The following is a 17,517-nucleotide window of genomic DNA, read 5'->3' on the forward strand; positions in this document are numbered from 1 at the left end:
AACCCTGTGGACATCGACTACAAGCCCGACAAGCCCGCCACCTGGCGACAGGTGTTCGTCACCTTCACCGACTGGCGCGACCTCGACCAGTACCTCCGCGACCACCTCGCGCCCGTACTTGCGGACGCGGAGGAATCCGGGGCGGTGCTGGCATTCTGGTTCATCCGCAAGGACGAGGTGCTGCGGATCCGGCTGCTGCCCAGCCACGACCGAGACCAGACCGAGGCGGTGATCGAACGCCTTGCTGACCATGTGCTGGTCCGCGAGTACGCACACGTCATCTACGAGCCGGAGACGCCCGCGTTCGGCGGCGCAGAGGGCATGTCGGTGGCACATGGGCTGTTCCACACAGACAGCCGCCACCTGCTGACCCACCTCACCAACGGCGGCGGACACCAGCGGGAACTGGCGGTGCGACTCGCCGTGAGGTTCATGCGCGCCGCCGGGCTCGACTTCTACGAGATGGGCGACGTGTGGCAGACCCTCGCCGCACACCGCGCCGTCCCTGCCGGAGTGGCCCCCGGCCCTGGGCTCGTCGCCGGGGTCCAGCACCTGATCACCGCCAGCGGCGAGACCTCAGAGAGCGCCCTGCACCGCCTGCCGAACTGGCCGAAGGCGTTCGAGCAGACCGGGCAGATGCTCGCCTACCTCAACAGCGGCGGCCACCTCAACACCCGCGGGCTGCGCGCCGTCCTGGCCCACCACCTGCTATTCATGTTCAACCGCCACGGCGTCAGCGGCTGCGACCAGGCGCTACTGGCGTCAGCGGCCGCCCACTTCTCCTTCTGCCACACCCCCGACACCCGCCCCGGCAGCCGCCCGGATGCGCTCTCCGACACTAGGGTGACCTTGGTGACCAACGACAATCCCACCAGCACGAAGGCCTTCCGCGACCAGCTCGTCACGACGCTGACCGGCCGAGGTCACCTGCGCGACGAACGGGTCCGCGCCGCCTTTGCCGCCGTGCCCCGTGAGCTGTTCCTGCCCGGCGTCGAGTTGGCCGAGGCGTACGCCGCCCGCCAGTACGTCACCAAGCGCGACGAGACCGGAGCCGCGTTGTCCTCGGCATCAAGCCCCAGCCTGGTCGCCGACATGCTCGAACTCCTCGACCCCCGGCCCGGCCAGACGGTGCAGGAGATCGGCGCGGCCACCGGCATCAACGCCGCACTTATCGCCGAACTCGTCGGAGCCGGCGGCCGGGTGGACACCATCGAGTACGACGGCGACTTCATCGCCGGAGCACGAAACGCCCTGGCGCAGGCCGGATACCGGCAGGTTCACGTCCATCACGGCGACGGCGCCGTCGGCCACCCGGCCGGAGCCCCCTATGACCGGATCATCGTCACCGCCGGGGCCTGGGACATCACCGACTCCTGGTGGAAGCAGCTCGCCCCTGACGGCCGGATCGTCGTCCCGCTGCGCCTGCACGAAAGCGGTCTGACCCGCGCCATCGCATTCGATAGCCGGGGCGACGGCTGGATGGACAGCACCGGCGAGCCGCTGGTCTGCGGGTTCGTACCGATGCGCGGATCAGACGAACACGACGACAACCACCTGCGCCTCGATGCGGATGTGGTCTTGAAGTTCGACGCCACCGACCAACCCGACCGCGCCGCGCTCGCCGGAGTCCTCGACCGGCCCCGCCAGGAGCTGTGGACTTCCATCACGGTCACCGACGACGACCCGATCGGACACCTGGATCTGTGGCTACTGGTCAACGCCAGCAAGCCCTTCGCCCGGCTCGGAGCCGGCCAGACCGCCCGCAGCACCGGCCGCGTCACCCCTGCCTACCGCTGGGCCGGGGCCGCCGCCTACGACGGCGGCACCATCTCCTACCTGGCGTTCCAACCCACAGGCGAGGGCGGCTACAAACTCGGTGTAATCAGCCACGGCCCCGACGCCACCAAGCTCGGACCCGAGGTCATCGACCTGCTCCATGAATGGCAGGAGACCGGACGCCCCAACCACCCAGCGTTCACCGCCCGCCGGCTCGACCAGGGCGCGGCCCTCGACGGCGAGTTCACCCGACCCAACAGCATCTTCTCCGTCGCCTTCTAGAGCCCGGTGGCGACCTGGCAGCTCCGGTCGCCTCCAACCTCTGGCGCAGCGCACCATTCCCGGCCCTCTCCCACCCCGAGGGAAGCCATGACCACACTCCCTGACCCGCTCGCCGCGATCATCAGCCGGTTCCCGCGCGTCCCGCGCATGCGCCCGGCCGCCCGGCCCCTGGACGCCCGCGCCGCCCGGCTGCTCGCCCTGGCTCACGCCGCCCGGGACGAGCAGGACCCGACGAAAGCGTCCCAGGCGATCAACGGAGCCACCCTGCTCGCGTCTGACTGCCAAGCACACGGCCTGGCCCGCGACTGGTGCCGGATCCACGCCTTGGTCTACCTCGACCAGACACCGCTCGACCGCCACGCCGCCTACTTCGTCCTGGAACCGCTGGTCAACCTTGCCCGACTGCGCATCCGGGCCGGAGACGGACGCGGAGCACACCACATCCTCACCAGCCTCCACGAGGCGTATACCCGCCCCGAGCCGGTGAATGTCGAGGGCATTCACTTCCAACCCGAAGCTCTGATGCACGACGCCGAAGTGGCCGGCAAACTCCGCGACTGGGTCCGCGACGTGCTCCTGACTGACGGCACCCGAGCCCTCATCAGCATCGGAGCCTGGCGCGGTGCCGTCAGCCACATCCAACGCCTCAACGGCCTGCGCCCCGACCTCACCGACAGCCGCCAAGTCGCCGTCATCGCCGCCATCCGCGACGGCCACCACGACGAAGCCGCCGCGCTGCTCGAAACCGCCGAAACCACCGAACCCTGGCAACAGGCCGCCGCCGCCCTGCTCACAGCCATGAACACGCCCGGCGCCGACCACCGGCACCTTCTCGACCTGCCCACAACGGTCAACTTCCCCGAACCGAGCCACACACTCTACCGAACTCGACTGGCGCTGACCGCCATCGACCTGGCCGACCAGCCGCCTTACAATCGCTCGCGCGACCTGCTCGACCAGACCGTCGCCGATGTGATCGCGGCAGCCGACGGCACTTCCGCACGAATGCTCCTCACCCATCCCGGGCCGTCAGCACCTCAGCGCGAACACCTCACCGCCGTCGTCCACACCAGCGGACTACACCTCCAACAGCTTCCCGCCGACCTCCACGCCACCGTGCTGACCACCCTGGCCACCGCCGCCGACGTCATCCGCCACCGCGACCGGGAACCCGCAGGCCGGCCCGACTCGCCTGGAACACCGTGAACCCCACCCGGTCGAACCGCAGACGCGTGCCCGTCGCGGCGATCCTTGTCGCGTTCAGCATCGACCCCGTTCTCGCACCCAGCCCAACCGCGCCCGCTGGCCCACCCTCGGTCGGCCCACCTCCGGCGGAAGGCACCCCCTCTATGCGCAGTCCGGCATCACCAGCCTGAGCATCGAATCCCAACCCGGTGATCCGGTAGCGTATGAGGCTGCATCACAGGCCGGCTACTACCGCTCTCGGGACTACAAGACCATCGCCCGCGACGCCTGCGGCTTCTGAAACCCCGTCAACCAGCGGCTACGAACACGCTGCGCGACCACCCGACGAGCCCCGAGGACACCTCTCCGGCCGGAGGCTATCGTCTTGATCATGAAGCTTGACGCGGTACTGCTCTGGGTGCACGGCGGCGGTTGGCAGCACGTGGACAACGTGGATGTCAGCGTGTTCGAGCGGCTGGGCATGACGGTGAAACACGCGAAGTACCGGCTGGCCCCGCATCACGTGTGGCCGGCCCAGCTCGACGATGTGCGGGCCGAGGCCCGGGCCGCCCGTGAGGCCGGCAAGCCCCTGGTTCTCGCCGGCAACTCCTCCGGCGCGCACCTGGCCCTGCACGTCGGGCTGCGAGGGGTGGACGAGCCCGGGGACGTGGCCGCGGTACTGGCCTTTCAGGCCCCGGTCGATCCGGTCAGCCCGGACTGGCCGCAGCCGTTGGGCCCACGCAGTTCCTGGACGAAGCTGCTCGGCCGGGTGCCCGCTGCAGACGACCCGGAAACGATAGCGTCCGGGGTGCTGCCACATGTGGGCGGCAGCACGCCAGTGCTGGTGGTACACGCCTTCGACGACGCGATCATCCCGCCGAGCCAGGCAGTGCGGCTGGCGGACGCGCTCATCGCGGCCGGACATCCGACCCATGTCACGATCACCGACGGCGGGCACACCGACTTCGACCCGGGCCGGGCCGACATCGCCGGGACCATCGCCCGGTTCCTGTCAGTCCGACTCGGCGGGACCAACTGACCACCACCACGCAGGTCAGGCCCAGCCTAGACACCAGAATTGACCACAGACAATCGCGGGCACCATAGCCCGACGAACCCGACCCCCACCAACTTCGAAGAGCCGCCATACGCCGACGGGCCTGGTTCGCCGACCATCTGGTCGACAAACCAGGCCCGCACGGCAATCACGCCCACTAACAGCTCGTCATGGGGCGGCCAGTGACTAGTCCGTGACGCAGGTGCTGGGTACGTAACCGTCTCGCACGCCATCCGGGCGGCCGAGGGGAAGGACGTCCACGGGAATCCAGCCATTCGCGATAACCCCGTTGGAACACAACCTGTAGGTGTTTCCCACGATGATGGGCCAGCAGCTCAGGTACTCACCCCTGACAGCCACCTTGACGACAGAATAATTCGTGCCAGCGCCGGTGTACACATTGACAGCGGCGGTGTTGACCCTCACGTAGCCGTAGTCGACACAGCGCCCACCGATCATCAGGGTCTGCGACGAGGCGGCTTCCGGTGTCGTGGCCGCGCTGGCGCTAGCAGGAGCCACCACCGCGGCGAATAGCGCTGCTCCTACGGCAACAGCGGCGCACAGCTTCTTCTTCATTGCGTCTCCTTCGTTGTTGGCGCGTCCTGTGTGGCGACGCCGGCGGGCGAAGCACCTCGTGTGCTTCGCACGGGACCTCGACTGAGCCAGGACAGCACCGAACTGGTGTTCACCCACCCTGTCCACGTTCGCCGGAAACGACCAGCGACAACCTCTACTGACACCTCTACACTCGAGGGTTGTCACCGGTCGAAAGGCCGGAAATGCGGTCGACGGGGGGCCTGTGGACGAGACGTTCGGCGAACTCCTCCGCGCTCACCGCCACGAAGCGGGTCTCACCCAGGAGGGACTGGCGGAGCGTTCGTCACTCAGCGCGCAGGCCATCGGTTCCCTCGAACGCGGCGACCGGCGGTTCCCCCGCCGCGAGACGGTGCTGCGCCTCGCCCGCGCACTGCGCCTGTCCCCGGACCAGGTGTCCGTGTTGGTCGCCGCCACCACCCGCCGTGCAGCCGCCACCCCGCCGCCTGCCCCGGTAGAGCAGCGGACGTGGTGGGTCGCGCCACGGCAGCTGCCTCCCCGACTACCTGGCTTCACCGGTCGCGCGGACCTGCTCGCGGCCGTCAGCGACCACCTCATGGCATCGGCGGGAGTGGCGGTGGTGGCCATCTCCGGCATGGGCGGGGCGGGGAAGACCTCCGCGGCCGTGGAGATCGCATACCGGGTGGCCGACGAGTTCCCCGACGGGCATCTGTTCGTCGACCTCGGCGGGGACGTGCGCGCGGGCGACACCGGGCCGTCGGTGCGCCTGGCCTTGGCGCACCTCCTGAGCGCACTCGACCTCGGCACCGGACCCGTCGACGACGTCGAGGAGGCCTCAGCTCGCTACCGGTCAGGGGTGGTGGGACGGCGGGTGCTCCTCGTGTTGGACAACGCCGCGTCCACCGCCCAGATCCTGCCGCTGCTGCCGACGGGCGCCGGATCCGCCGTGTTGGTCACCAGCCGCCGCAACCTCGTGTCCCTGCCCGGCGCACGGCACGAGCAGCTCGGCATGCTGAGCGAGGCCGAAGGCGTCGACCTGCTCGCCCGGATCGCCGGCAGACGCCGCGTCGAGGCCGAGCCCGATGCCGCGGCGGCGGTCGTGCACCGATGTGGAGGACTGCCGCTGGCCGTACACCTCGTCGGGGCACGACTGGCGACGCGACCGGCATGGACGGTGGCCCACGTCGCTGCGCTGCTGGCCGACGAGGAGACCCGCCTCGACCAGTTGGAGGCCGAGGATGTGGCCGTCCGCGTCAGCGTGGGCGGCTCGGTCAACCACCTGGCCACCAGCGCCGACCCGCGCGACCGCGAGGCGGCAAACGCGTACCCACTGCTCGGCCTGCTGGAAGGCCCCGAACTAGACGTCGCCGTCGTCGGACACCTGTTCGGCCTGAACGAGCGCGCGGCCGCACGGGTGCTCGACAGGCTGGCGGACATGCACCTGGTCGAGGCGCGGGAACCCGGCCGATACCGGATCCACGACCTGCTGCGGGCGTACGTGCGAGAGGCCCTGTCCACGCCGTCGCACGACCTCGCGCGGAGCGCGGCGACGATCCGGCTCCTGGAGTTCTACGCCGCTGCGGCCTGGCGCGCCCAGCGGCTGCTGTACCCGCTCAGTGTTCGCTCGACGTGGGCCGACGACCGGTGGGAGGCGACGTCACCCCCGTTCCACGACTCCGGCGAAGCTGTGCAATGGCTGCACCGCGAACACATGTCCTTCATCCCCCTCCTAACGCGGGCCCGAGCCGACGCCACAGTGCCACAGGAGCTACTGGTGCGGCTCGCGGTGCCACTATTCGGCTACTACGTGGGCCGCGGCCTCGACGAGGACTGGGTCCGGGCGTGCGAGATCGCCCGCGACGCCGCGCAGGAGGGAACCGACCGGTCGCCGAAGCCCTCGCCCTCATGGACCACGGAATCGCGACAGTCAGCCGCGACCGGGCCGGTGACGGGCTCGCCGCGGGAATCAAGCTGGTGGAGTGCGGCCACTCCCGGTTCGTCGCAGCGGGGCACCGCGCGGGACAGGCGATGTGCCTGACCAACCTGTGCCATCTGTTCGAGGCGCGCGGGGACATCCGCTCCGCGATCGACTGCGGAGAACGCGGCCTGAGCATCGTCGCCGAGTTGGACGACCCGGTGGCCCAGGCCGCCGCGCACGAGAACCTCGGCATGCTGATGCGCCGGGTCGGCGATGCCGCTCGTGCGGCCGTTCACTTCGAGCGGTGCTTCGCCTTGTCCGAGGGTGCGGGGTTCGAACGCGGCACCGCGAGTGCCCTGCGCCTGCTCGCGCTGGGGTGGGCGGACACCGGCCGCAACGACGACGCGGTCAAAGCTCTGGAGCGCAGCGCGCATATCACCGGCCGGATCGGTGACGGGCTCGGCGAGGCCACCGCCCGCCGCGACCTCGGCGACCTGCTGCTGTCGATGGGGGACGTGCGGGGAGGGACCGACGAGCTGCGTGCGGCGCTGGCCCTCGCCCAACGCCACGGGGGCCACGCCCTGGCGTCGGAGATCCACGAACTGCTGGCAGACAGCCTGGCCCTCGCCTTCCCGCTCGAGCACCGCAGTTGACGGGACGACGAATCGTCGCGCGCGGGCCGCGCAGATTGCCGAGACCGATCAGCCGGCTCTCCGAGCCGCGTGCCGTCTGAGAACAGCGAGCCCATGATTGGCTTTGCACTGCAGGCGTGGGGACGTCGAAAGGCAGACCCTTCGCCAAGCGAGGCAAGAGCGTGAGCTTCGCGCCAGGCGGGACCGGTGGCTGATCACGCTGCGGTTTGTGGAGCGGTCGGACCTGGCAGAGACGTGCCGGTGGCGACGTCGCGCGGAAGCTAGACCCTCCTGCGGGAGCGCCGACTCGTCATCAGTCCGGGCGGCTTCGCGTCAGCGGCCAGAGCGGTGGGAGAGCGAAGTCCAAACGCGGCAGTTTGATCTGCACCCCATGCTTTGTGTACCGCCTGGTAGGCCACGGAGTAGCCGGCGAGTGCGGCTGCGAGCTGCTCGGCTAGGTCGCGGACGCGACCTTCCTGTCGAACCGCCACCTCCACCAGTGTTACGTTGGTGGCCGCAGCCGCCTTGGCGATCTTCGTGGCATCGACATCAGGTGTGGCAGTCACGGTGCACCTTCCGATGTATCTGCTGGCGGACCCTGTCGGGGGCTTCTCATTGGAGCGCCGCCAGGACGGCGGCTGTGACCATGAACGGGCCAAAGGGAATGCTCGTAACCACCGTTCCGCCCCGAAGCATCAACGCGACAGCTAGTGGCGTGGCCAGCACGTACGGGGCGAGGATGCCGATGGTCAACGGGACGGGACCGAGGGCGCCAAGTCCTACGCCAAGGATAGCGGCGAGCCGTACATCTCCCAGCCCGACCTGAGCTCTGCTTACCCAGGACGCGGCCAGGTAGAGCCCGCCGTACAGCAGGCTGCCGAACACCGAGGCGGTGACAAGCCGCCTGCCGTCGGGGGTCAGGAAAGAGGTGACCCCGATCAGCCCCGTGGTGACGAAGGCTGTCGCGGCAAGGATCGGGGTGGGCAGGCGGTATACGGCGAGGTCGATCTGCGCCAGGATCAGGCCCACGCCGGCGAGTACGAGCCATGCCGCCAAGACGCACATTTCAGACGGCCGGTTGGTTGGCAGCCGCCACGCCAGCAGGCCGCATCCGACCGCCGCGCACACCGCGCCCGCAACGGCGTCCTCGGTGTTTGACATCGTGCACGGCTGCGGGCAGGTGGCCGGCCCCGCCCATCCACGCGGGCCGCGCCTGTAGCTGGCCCCGCACCAGCCGCATGCGGGCCGTGCGTGCGCGGGTGATGACACCGCCCAGCGGTAGACGATCCGAGGCGCCGCCGCCCCGAGGTATGCCCCCACCGTGCACGCGATGGCCACGTCGAGCAAACTCACGGCGATCCCGTCACCGGACGATGCAGCGTGTTGATTGTGCGTTCATGCCGCGAGGTAGCCGTCGGCGAGCAGGATTCGCCATTGCTCGAGGTGGTCGACGAAGTCGCGCACGATCGCGATCAACGCCGTGCCCGACTCGGTGAGCTCGTAGTAGGCGCCGTGGGCGTCGGCCTGCTGGCGGACGTAGCCGTCGAGCACGAGGTGTCGAATAGCGTCGCCGAAAGTCTTGCTGTGCGGGCGCGGGGTGATGTCGTGCAGCAGGGCCGTCCACCGGGCATGGCCTGATTCCAGGGCGGTGAGGATCTCCAGAGTGCACCGCCGGTGCACCAGATCGAACACGTCATCGAAGTCACGAACGTTCACACTTGCCTCCAGGCGGGGAAGTCGTAGGCTCACCAGCCCAACACATCGACCGCCCGGTTTCCACCAAGTGCGACTTCACAAAGTCGCGCTTTGCAAAGTGCCACTTGACCAGGTGGAACTTTCTGGTCAACTCCGGAATTGGGAGCGCACGATGTGGCGACGCACGGCATATCTGTGACCCCCGTAAGTACTCGCTCCGCAGGCGCCGTGCACCGGCGGCCGGCCGATGTGCGCACACCGGCCGGCCGCCCACCTCCCGCACCCGCCGCTCGCCCTGCCCACGCCCGACACGAGCCAGACGTCGAACACATGGTCAGGCGCGAGCACCCGCGTTGAAAGGAGCGGACATGTCCATCGTTCCATCTCCACAAGGAGCACGTTAGTGCCGCGAGGAAGCCATCGTCGGGGAGGGAGCGCACCCGCGTCCACAGGTAGCACTGGGCATTCATCAGCTCGGGCGACATCTGCACTGGACTACCCCGCGCCCGCGGGAAGCACACGGCGACAAGTCGAGCAAGGCCCTGGCGCTCCCGCGGCTGCGGGGGTGGTCCCAACGCGCCGACGGTCTGGCGGAACCGGTGACATGCTCCCCCGCGCCGTAGAGATGGCGGCCACTTGGCGGTGGCAAGGGTCGATCGGCCTCACGCGGCGGTGGCAGCGCCGGGCGCAGCGCCGGATGCGCCCGCTCCCAGGCGGCCCGCACACCCTTCGGGAGGACGAGCCGGGGCCACAGCCTCAAAAGCGTGTCCCGGTTCAGGAAGGTGTCCAGGTCGTCGTAGCAGGCGGCCTCGCGCAGCACGTTCTGGTTCATGGACCGCAGCCTGTAGTCGCTGGACAGGTCGAAGGTCCGCTCGGGCTGCCAGTAGATGTAGATCGGCAGCTCCACGACGCCCTCGGTGGGCTGAGCTGCACGAGTACTTTCCGAACCCGGAGAAGTACCTGCTCGCGGTGTGGTTGCAGCACGACACCGGCGGCGGCGACCGGCCGCTGCGCACCGGGGACGGCGAGCCGCTGGGCCTCGACGAGCTGCCCGGCAAACTCAGCGAACTGCTCCGGGAGCTGGCGTCGGCGAGCCTGGAGGCGCTCGGCGAGCTGACCATCGAGTTCGTGCTGCCCGACGAGCTGCTCAGCCACCCGGTCGACCAGTGGGAGGTGACCCCGATGGGGTTCTCCCGGGAGCTGGGGATGGAGTACCCGGTGGTGGTCCGCAGCCTGGAGCGGGTCCGCAACTCCCTCACCCGGGGCCGGTGGAGGCGCCGCTGGTCGTGGCTGCAGCGCAACGGCGCGCACGACTCCGCCGTGCAGTGGCTGCACCTCGGAGCCGTCGACCAGGCCAGCAGGTCAACCAACGTGCGCCCGAAGGGGCTCGAACCCCAACCTTCTGATCCGAAGCATTCCAGGTCCAAAATGGACCTACCACCCTTTGACCTGTGGAAACGCAGCTCTTCACGTCGTATTCAAGCGCTGTTTTCGGCCCGCGTTGCTCCGTTGTTGCTCCCGCGCTTGACCCACTCCGCATTAGACAACATGAGCCGCCACCCATCGGGAGTCCGCGTCCACCGCAGAGCGCACGTCACGCAAGCTCAATCCCATACACCGAACAACTCGGGCAAATCGCCGATCGGGGTCGTGCAACACGTAACGCGGCCAGCGACCCCGAACTAATCGCCGTCTCTGGCTGGAGAACGCCAAGTCCATACTGCGGCCCGTAGAATCGCCAAGAGTTAGATGGCCGCACGTAGCTCCCCAAAATGTGCGCACGACGCCAGAGCAATGCGCCGACGAGTCCAAGCACAAGGAAGATCAATTCGAAGTGGGTCCAAGAAATCTTCACCCCGGCGCGCCCTTCGATCACCGACGCAGGCTGAAATGCAACTGAATGAACTGGCCCCTCCGGGGCCGTAGAGGCCCAGGTCACCAAGTGTCGGCCCCGCGCTCGCGGGGATGTTCCCACCGCGGTGATGACGGCCGAGTGCACCTGGCCGTCGGCCCCGCGCTCGCGGGAATGTTCCCGGCCCGCCGGTGACGGTGATGTCGCCGGCGTTGTCGGCCCCGCGCTCGCGGGGATGTTCCTGACCGGGTACACGGCGTCGTCGGGGGTGTGCGGTCGGCCCCGCGCTCGCGGGGATGTTCCTTCCTGCTCATCGTCGCAGCCCTCTACCGACGGGTCGGCCCCGCGCTCGCGGGGATGTTCCCCCCAGCAGGCCGGCCGTCTTGCACTCGACCAGGTCGGCCCCGCGCTCGCGGGGATGTTCCCGGGTGTATCGACATGACCGGAGCGCGCCGAGCGTCGGCCCCGCGCTCGCGGGGATGTTCCCGGTCAGGGCAAGAAGCCTTCGGGGCTTCGTGCGTCGGCCCCGCGCTCGCGGGGATGTTCCCCCGATGTATATCCAGACCGACGCGACCCACCTGTCGGCCCCGCGCTCGCGGGGATGTTCCCCGGGCCTCGCGGGCCTCGTCGGTCTTGAGCGCGTCGGCCCCGCGCTCGCGGGGATGTTCCTCACCGGCGGACCGCGTACTACCTCCGTTGTGCGTCGGCCCCGCGCTCGCGGGGATGTTCCCCCGTCGCCCATGTCCTTCGACGCCGGCAGGAAGTCGGCCCCGCGCTCGCGGGATGTTCCCGACTTCCTCGCGTACGTAAAGGAGAACGGCCCGTCGGCCCCGCGCTCGCGGGGATGTTCCCGCCTGCTTCGCCGGCGGATCGGGACGCCTCGGGTCGGCCCCGCGCTCGCGGGGATGTTCCCGGATCGGAGAGGTGCAGCTCGACCCGGCCGACGTCGGCCCCGCGCTCGCGGGGATGTTCCCGTGGGCGGGTTCGTCGCCCTGGTCGGCGCGTCGTCGGCCCCGCGCTCGCGGGGATGTTCCCCTGGCTGGCCTGGTTGTTGACGGCGTCGTCTAGTCGGCCCCGCGCTCGCGGGGATGTTCCCTACCGGTCTGACGGCACCACCCGCACCCCCGGGTCGGCCCCGCGCTCGCGGGGATGTTCCCCGGCAGTGGTCCAGTCGGCGTGGATGACGTCGGTCGGCCCCGCGCTCGCGGGGATGTTCCCTTCACCGGGCAGTCGGCGCAGACTTCCTCGCCGTCGGCCCCGCGCTCGCGGGGATGTTCCCCCGACGGTCGCGGCCGGCGCGACAAAGGGGTTGTCGGCCCCGCGCTCGCGGGGATGTTCCCACGCTCGGCGTGGGGTCGACGTCGGTCGGGGCGTCGGCCCCGCGCTCGCGGGGATGTTCCCACCGCCGGCAGCACCCCGGATGCGGTGGTTCAGTCGGCCCCGCGCTCGCGGGGATGTTCCCACCCCATACCCTGGTTCCGGCCCCGCCCGGGTGTCGGCCCCGCGCTCGCGGGGATGTTCCCAGCAGGGCCCCGCTCCCCCACCCCCCGAGGTTGTCGGCCCCGCGCTCGCGGGGATGTTCCCCACGCGTCGTCGTCCTTGTCGAGCCACCGCCCGTCGGCCCCGCGCTCGCGGGGATGTTCCCCCCATGATGACCCACGACCCCGTCGCCGTGTTGTCGGCCCCGCGCTCGCGGGGATGTTCCTGCGGACATGGCCACCGCCGTGATGGCCTACCGTCGGCCCCGCGCTCGCGGGGATGTTCCCACCCCATACCCTGGTTCCGGCCCCGCCCGGGTGTCGGCCCCGCGCTCGCGGGGATGTTCCCGAGTACCGCCAGTGGTCGCTGCCGTTCGACGTGTCGGCCCCGCGCTCGCGGGGCTGTTCCCGGTTTTGGGGACTGTCCACAAGCGAAACCCTTGTCGGCCCCGCGCTCGCGGGGATATTCCTCTGTGACGTAGGCCGACTGGCCGTAGGCGTTGGTCGGCCCCGCGCTCGCGGGGATGTTCCCGGTCGTCGCCGTCATCGTCGCCTCCCGGAGGGTCGGCCCCGCGCTCGCGGGGGTGTTCCCGCGGTCCGGGTCGACGAGGCGCAGGGCCCGAGGTCGGCTCCGCGCTCGCGGAGATGTTCCCGGGGCGATGGAGTACATGCCGGAGGAAGCGCGGTCGGCCCCGCGCTCGCGGGGATGTTCCCGAGATACCGGCTTTCACCTGCGGTCTAGGCTTGTCGGCCCCGCGCTCGCGGGGATGTTCCCTACACCCGGACGACATTCGCCACGTTCACCGGGTCGGCCCCGCGCTCGCGGGGATGTTCCCGCGCAGATGCCCCTCGAGGACACGGTGGGCGTGTCGGCCCCGCGCTCGCGGGGATGTTCCCGGTGGCTTCATCGCCGGCTCGAGCGTCTTCATGTCGGCCCCGCGCTTGCGGGGATGTTCCATACGTCGAGATTTGTGCCTTCGGCGGTTCCGTCGGGGTGGCATCCGCGTGCGACCTGGTGTGTTATGCCCTTTGGCGGGCGGAGAGGATGAGTCCGTCGTAGTCGGTAGGGTGCCAGCGGTCTCGTCCTGCGGTGCGGACGGTCCAGCCTTGTTCGTTGTTGGCGGGTTCGATGAGGATGGCTTGTCCGTCGTTGATCCGGGTGGCGAGGAGGTCCCAGACGCGGTCTCGGATGCGGCGGCTGGGGTTGCCGACGAAGACGCCGGCGTGGACTTCGATCATCCAGCGGGTGAGGTGCCCTCGGAGCCCTTCAGGTGCGGCGATGAGGATGATGACGGTCATCGGCGTGGGCCGGTGGGGGCCGGTCGGTCGAAGTCGGGGCCGATGACCGCGAGGTGTTCGTCGCCCATGCCGGGGTCAATGGGCCCGAGCGGATTTGCGTCGGAGTTGGTTGCCCAGTTGACTCCGCCTGCGACGGTGCCGAGGTGTTCGTCCCAGAGTTGGTTGAGTTCGTCGTCTGGGAGTTCTGTGCCTGTGGGAGTCAGGAGACTCTTGACGTCGCGGACGATGCGTCCGAGGAGTTGATCCTGGGCGATGCGGTCGCGGAGTCCGACGCGGGCGTCGCGTTCTTGTGTGAGACCTTTGCTGGCGAGGTCGAAGGCGAGGGGGATGGTGTATTCGGCCTTGTAGAGGTCTGCGATGTCCAGGACGAAGGACGTTGCGAGGCCGGTATGGACGAATCCGAGGCCGGGGCTGGCTCCGAGGCCGACGATGACGGCGTGGCAGATGCCGTATAGGGCGGCGTTGGCGGCGGACAGGAGCCGGTTGAGGTCGTCGCCGGCGGCGTGGGCGTCGCCTGCCTTGTAGACGCGGCCGTTCCATGGGACGCCGGTACGGCGGGATTCGGCTTGGTAGATCTTGCGGACGCGCGCTCCTTCGCGGCCTCGGAGTTGTTGCATAGTGCAGGCGGTGACGTCCTCGTCGGGGAATCTCATGGCATACATGGCGCGGGCGACGGCGAGGCGTTGGGGGATGCGGCTGACGAGCCAGGCTTGGCGGTTGAGGAGTCCGGCGCCGCGGCTGGGGCCGAGTCCTGCGGCGTACATGCGGACGCCTTGCTCTCCGACCCAGCACACGGTGGTGCCGGAGTCGGCGAGCAGATTGATGGCGCCGTGGGTGACGCGGGTGCCGGGCCCGAGGAGCATGACGGCGATCATGGCGGCGGGGACGCGGACGGTTTCGCGTTTGTTGATGATGACGACGGCGTTTTCGTCGCGGTCGAGGTGGCTGCGTTCGACGTAGACGCTGGAGACGCGGTCGGCGAGTCGGTGCAGGTCGTGCGGGTGGGCTTTCCACCAGATGTCGACCACGTCACCGGCCTGCGGGTGGGGCGAGGGTGAGTAGTCCGCAGCCGTAAGCCTTAGAAGGGCCGATGCCATTGAGCATGGCCGTTTCGAGGAGTCGCGGATCGGTGACGCGCATGAAGCCCTCGAAGGTGGCCGTGGTGAGGGTGGCCGCGGTCTTGGAGCCGGGTTTGGTGATGTTGTGGCGGCTGCGGTCGATGATGCGCACGTCGTGGGCCGGCGTCAGCTGTTCCGGGAGGGCGAGGCCGGGTGCGGCGGGGTCGGTGCGGGCATGGGGGATGTCAAAGCCCCACCGGGTGGTGCGTTGCAGCAGCCAGTCGAGCTGGTGGGCTGCCGTGCGTTGCGGCAGGCGGTAGGACCGTTGGTGAAGTTCTTTCGGGGTCTTCTTGCGGTGCTCGCTGTCTCCGGTGGGTTTGGAGGAGTTCTGCACGGGGCTGGCGGTGAGGCGGAAGGCGAACTCTTTGCCGATGGCCAGTTGTGCGAGCAGCGGTGTGTAGTCGGCGATGGCGGAGTGTTCCCCGTCGGCGTCGGGCCATCCGGCCTGTTCGACGATGTGGGTCCAGTCCGGGCGCGACGGGCTCAGGACGAACAGCATCGGCCGGTGGGGGTTGTCGGAGTCCAGCCGCCACAGGACGCGTTCGTCGGTGGGCCGGTCGGCGATGCCGCCTTGCACGGCGCCGTGGATGGCGCGGGGGTTGGCGAGCAGCTTCTGGCTGGCTGCGCGCAGCGGGTTGATACGGATGCGGGACAGGAAAGGCATGTGGTCACCAGCCCAACAGGGCGAAGGGGTCATGAGCGGGGGCCGCGGTGGCATCGTCGGGTGCCGGGAATCCCGTGGGCACCGATAGCCAGGTGTGGCGGATCCGCCGGCTGGTGAAGCGGCGTTCGCGGGGCGCAAACGACAAGGGCACATCGTGCGCGACGTCGTCGCCGTTGTCGTCGTCGATGGTCGCGGATAGGTCGACGTGGTCGGCGCGGGTGTTGGTGCGCTTGGCTGTGCGCCAGTAGGCGTCGCGATGGGCCTCGCCGGCCTGCCACGGTTCTGTGGCCAGCACGTCCAGCAGGGTTCCTTCCCTCAGGCCGCCCAATGCGATGGGCTGGGATGGGACGCAGGAGCGTCGGCCGAGTGCCAGTGGAAACGCGGGGCGGAGTACGGCGTCGGCGAGTCCCTCAATGAGGGGGCGTGGGCCTGAGATGGCGGCGAGGAACACGGCGTCTTGCAGGTAGAAGCGGTGGGTGACGTGGGTGTCCTTTGCAGGTGAGGTCAGTTTCTGCACACCTTTGGCGGATACGCCGGTCTGCGGGAGCGGCCGGCCCCGGTAGTCGCTGACGGTGTGGTAGTCGCGCAGCAGGGTGCCGGCCTGGTCGACGCGGATGCCGAGGCGCAGACCGAGCAGGTCTGTCAGGTCGGCTTCTCTGGGTAGTCCGGCGGCGGCGGCCAGCAGTCCGATGACGCCGGACTTGGTGGGCTCAGGTCGTGTCTCCCGCCGGTTGAAGGCGCTGCGGTCACCCCAGGACTGCAGCACGCCGGCCAGACGCAACACCAGCACGGGCTCGCCGCCCGAGGTCGGGTGGTAGGTGGTCATGACAGGTCGCCCACCCGGTCGGCGAGGCTGGACTTCAGACCGGTCAGCAGGTCCGGGAAGGAAATGTTGGGCCCGAACGCGGCGGCGAGGTCGCGGGCCTCATCCGTGCCGTCGGCGAACGCGTGGGAGACGGCCACGTGTACCGGGGTGTCGCCCCACTGCCGGGTCGCAGTGGTGTACTCGCCTGCCAGGCGTCGGGCGGATTCAGCGACGATGCCGTCGGTGACGGGTACCGGCTTCTCGAAGGCGGAGACCAGGTTGACCGGCTGATCGGCGCGCACTACAACGGCGACGAGGCTGGGGCGGGTGCGGTGGGCGAAGGAGTTGCCGTAGCCGGTGGGCATGGAACGGGCGAACGAGTCGACGAACAGGTTCACCGCGTCCACCGCCTTGTCGTGGGTGGTGAGGTTCTCCAGCAGTTGGTGCAGGCCCACGGTGGCGTAGCGGTAGAGGGTCGCGGAGTTAAAGCCGATCGTGCCGATCATTCCTGCACCGGTCTCATCGGCGGCGTTTTCGTCGTCGACGGCCGTGTAGTAGTCGAACTCGAGCTCGGCGGCGTGGGTGGAGATGGCGTGGGCGACCTGGGTCGCGGCATCGACGTTGAGGGCGGGGATATCTGCGACCATACGCCCGAACAGGGCCACGTCGGCTGGGTGTCCCTGCCGCAGTTTGTCCTGCGCGCCGCGTCCTTCGACGGCCTTCTTCAGCCCGTCGTCGTCGAGTGCGGCGAGTTCGAGGATGTCGGCGGCGACGAGGTCGACGATCGTGTCGAGTTGACGACGGCCGAAGAACAACAGGTAGGCGGTGTCACCGGCCTTGCGACCCGCTGCGATACCCATCGGTTCCAGCAGCGCGCCGGCGATGCGCTGGGCTGCTTCGACCTCCATCGCGTTGCCGTCTGCCTTCGCGCGGGAGATCAGCTTCTTCGTGAGTTCACCGGCGATGCGCTTCGTGCGGGTACCCAGGTCCTCCTTGTCCTGCCTCTCGGCGAAGTGCATCCGGGTGGCGCGCTTCCACGCCTGGGAGGAGACCCGCGACCGGCGACTGCCCCCGAAGTCCGCCTCCTTGGGGTTGCCGTTGTCGTCGCGGTTGAGGTTGGCCGGGGGCACGGTCTGCAGGACGTGCACATCGATGTAGAGGCGTCGGGGCATGGACAAGGGAAACTCCAAAGAAAGGTGAC

Annotated in this window: 15 protein-coding genes and 2 CRISPR repeat arrays; of the genes, 6 read left to right on the forward strand and 9 right to left on the reverse strand. The window is 69.3% G+C overall.

The window, feature by feature from the left end:
• The first annotated feature begins 6 nt into the window (after window positions 1–6).
• From fxlM to IW245_RS12205, 3 genes are all read left to right on the forward strand, one after another.
• Window positions 7–2,058, forward strand: a complete 2,052-nt coding sequence (fxlM, locus tag IW245_RS42160; protein ID WP_197003289.1) for a methyltransferase, FxLD system — start codon at window positions 7–9, stop codon at window positions 2,056–2,058.
• Window positions 2,059–2,145: 87 nt separating this feature from the next.
• Window positions 2,146–3,264: a hypothetical protein gene (locus IW245_RS12200; RefSeq protein WP_197003290.1), complete on the forward strand. Its 1,119-nt coding sequence runs from the start codon at window positions 2,146–2,148 to the stop codon at window positions 3,262–3,264.
• 370 nt (window positions 3,265–3,634) lie between these two features.
• Window positions 3,635–4,282, forward strand: a complete 648-nt coding sequence (locus IW245_RS12205; RefSeq protein ID WP_197003291.1) for an alpha/beta hydrolase — start codon at window positions 3,635–3,637, stop codon at window positions 4,280–4,282.
• A 204-nt stretch (window positions 4,283–4,486) separates the two neighbouring features.
• Here the strand turns inward: IW245_RS12205 and IW245_RS12210 are convergent, their stop codons facing one another.
• Window positions 4,487–4,876, reverse strand: a complete 390-nt coding sequence (locus tag IW245_RS12210; protein WP_197003292.1) for an SH3 domain-containing protein — start codon at window positions 4,874–4,876, stop codon at window positions 4,487–4,489.
• Window positions 4,877–5,099: 223 nt separating this feature from the next.
• On the opposite strand from IW245_RS12210, the gene IW245_RS12215 reads away from it, so the two are divergent.
• Together IW245_RS12215 and IW245_RS12220 are read left to right on the forward strand one after the other, a co-directional pair.
• A complete protein-coding gene (locus IW245_RS12215; RefSeq protein ID WP_197003293.1) occupies window positions 5,100–6,893 on the forward strand; it encodes a helix-turn-helix domain-containing protein in 1,794 nt (597 codons plus the stop codon).
• Complete coding sequence (locus IW245_RS12220) at window positions 6,884–7,426, forward strand: hypothetical protein (protein ID WP_197003294.1); 543 nt, start codon at window positions 6,884–6,886, stop codon at window positions 7,424–7,426. Before IW245_RS12215 ends, IW245_RS12220 begins: the two co-directional genes overlap by 10 nt.
• Window positions 7,427–8,017: 591 nt before the next feature.
• Here IW245_RS12220 and IW245_RS12225 read toward each other — a convergent pair.
• From IW245_RS12225 to IW245_RS12235, 3 genes are all read right to left on the reverse strand, one after another.
• Complete coding sequence (locus IW245_RS12225) at window positions 8,018–8,566, reverse strand: A24 family peptidase (RefSeq protein WP_197003295.1); 549 nt, start codon at window positions 8,564–8,566, stop codon at window positions 8,018–8,020.
• Between the two features lie 234 nt (window positions 8,567–8,800).
• Window positions 8,801–9,121: a winged helix-turn-helix transcriptional regulator gene (locus IW245_RS12230; protein ID WP_197003296.1), complete on the reverse strand. Its 321-nt coding sequence runs from the start codon at window positions 9,119–9,121 to the stop codon at window positions 8,801–8,803.
• Window positions 9,122–9,569: 448 nt separating this feature from the next.
• A complete protein-coding gene (locus tag IW245_RS12235) occupies window positions 9,570–10,007 on the reverse strand; it encodes a hypothetical protein (RefSeq protein ID WP_197003297.1) in 438 nt (145 codons plus the stop codon).
• A gap of 53 nt (window positions 10,008–10,060) precedes the next feature.
• On the opposite strand from IW245_RS12235, the gene IW245_RS12240 reads away from it, so the two are divergent.
• Window positions 10,061–10,786: a VMAP-C domain-containing protein gene (locus IW245_RS12240; protein ID WP_269216087.1), complete on the forward strand. Its 726-nt coding sequence runs from the start codon at window positions 10,061–10,063 to the stop codon at window positions 10,784–10,786.
• Window positions 10,787–11,044: 258 nt separating this feature from the next.
• Window positions 11,045–11,684: direct repeats of the CRISPR family, unit length 29 nt; unit sequence GTCGGCCCCGCGCTCGCGGGGATGTTCCC.
• A 91-nt stretch (window positions 11,685–11,775) separates the two neighbouring features.
• Window positions 11,776–13,388: a CRISPR direct-repeat array (repeat unit 29 nt; unit sequence GTCGGCCCCGCGCTCGCGGGGATGTTCCC).
• A 62-nt stretch (window positions 13,389–13,450) separates the two neighbouring features.
• On the opposite strand, the gene cas2e is transcribed toward IW245_RS12240, so the two are convergent.
• From cas2e to cas7e, 5 genes are read right to left on the reverse strand one after another with little or no spacing between them, the layout of a single operon-like run.
• Window positions 13,451–13,729: a type I-E CRISPR-associated endoribonuclease Cas2e gene (gene cas2e, locus IW245_RS12245; RefSeq protein WP_197003299.1), complete on the reverse strand. Its 279-nt coding sequence runs from the start codon at window positions 13,727–13,729 to the stop codon at window positions 13,451–13,453.
• Window positions 13,726–14,748, reverse strand: coding sequence for a type I-E CRISPR-associated endonuclease Cas1e (gene cas1e, locus IW245_RS12250; RefSeq protein WP_197008460.1), 1,023 nt, complete (start codon window positions 14,746–14,748; stop codon window positions 13,726–13,728). Before cas1e ends, cas2e begins: the two co-directional genes overlap by 4 nt.
• Window positions 14,749–14,758: 10 nt before the next feature.
• The gene (gene cas6e, locus IW245_RS12255) at window positions 14,759–15,511 is read right to left on the reverse strand and encodes a type I-E CRISPR-associated protein Cas6/Cse3/CasE (protein ID WP_197003300.1); all 753 of its coding nucleotides are present in this window, start codon (window positions 15,509–15,511) and stop codon (window positions 14,759–14,761) included.
• 4 nt (window positions 15,512–15,515) lie between these two features.
• Window positions 15,516–16,337, reverse strand: a complete 822-nt coding sequence (cas5e, locus tag IW245_RS12260; protein WP_197003301.1) for a type I-E CRISPR-associated protein Cas5/CasD — start codon at window positions 16,335–16,337, stop codon at window positions 15,516–15,518.
• Window positions 16,334–17,488, reverse strand: coding sequence for a type I-E CRISPR-associated protein Cas7/Cse4/CasC (gene cas7e, locus IW245_RS12265; RefSeq protein ID WP_197003302.1), 1,155 nt, complete (start codon window positions 17,486–17,488; stop codon window positions 16,334–16,336). Before cas7e ends, cas5e begins: the two co-directional genes overlap by 4 nt.
• Window positions 17,489–17,517 lie beyond the last annotated feature (29 nt).

Source organism: Longispora fulva (assembly GCF_015751905.1).
In the GTDB taxonomy this organism is placed as follows: Bacteria; Actinomycetota; Actinomycetes; order Mycobacteriales; family Micromonosporaceae; genus Longispora; species Longispora fulva.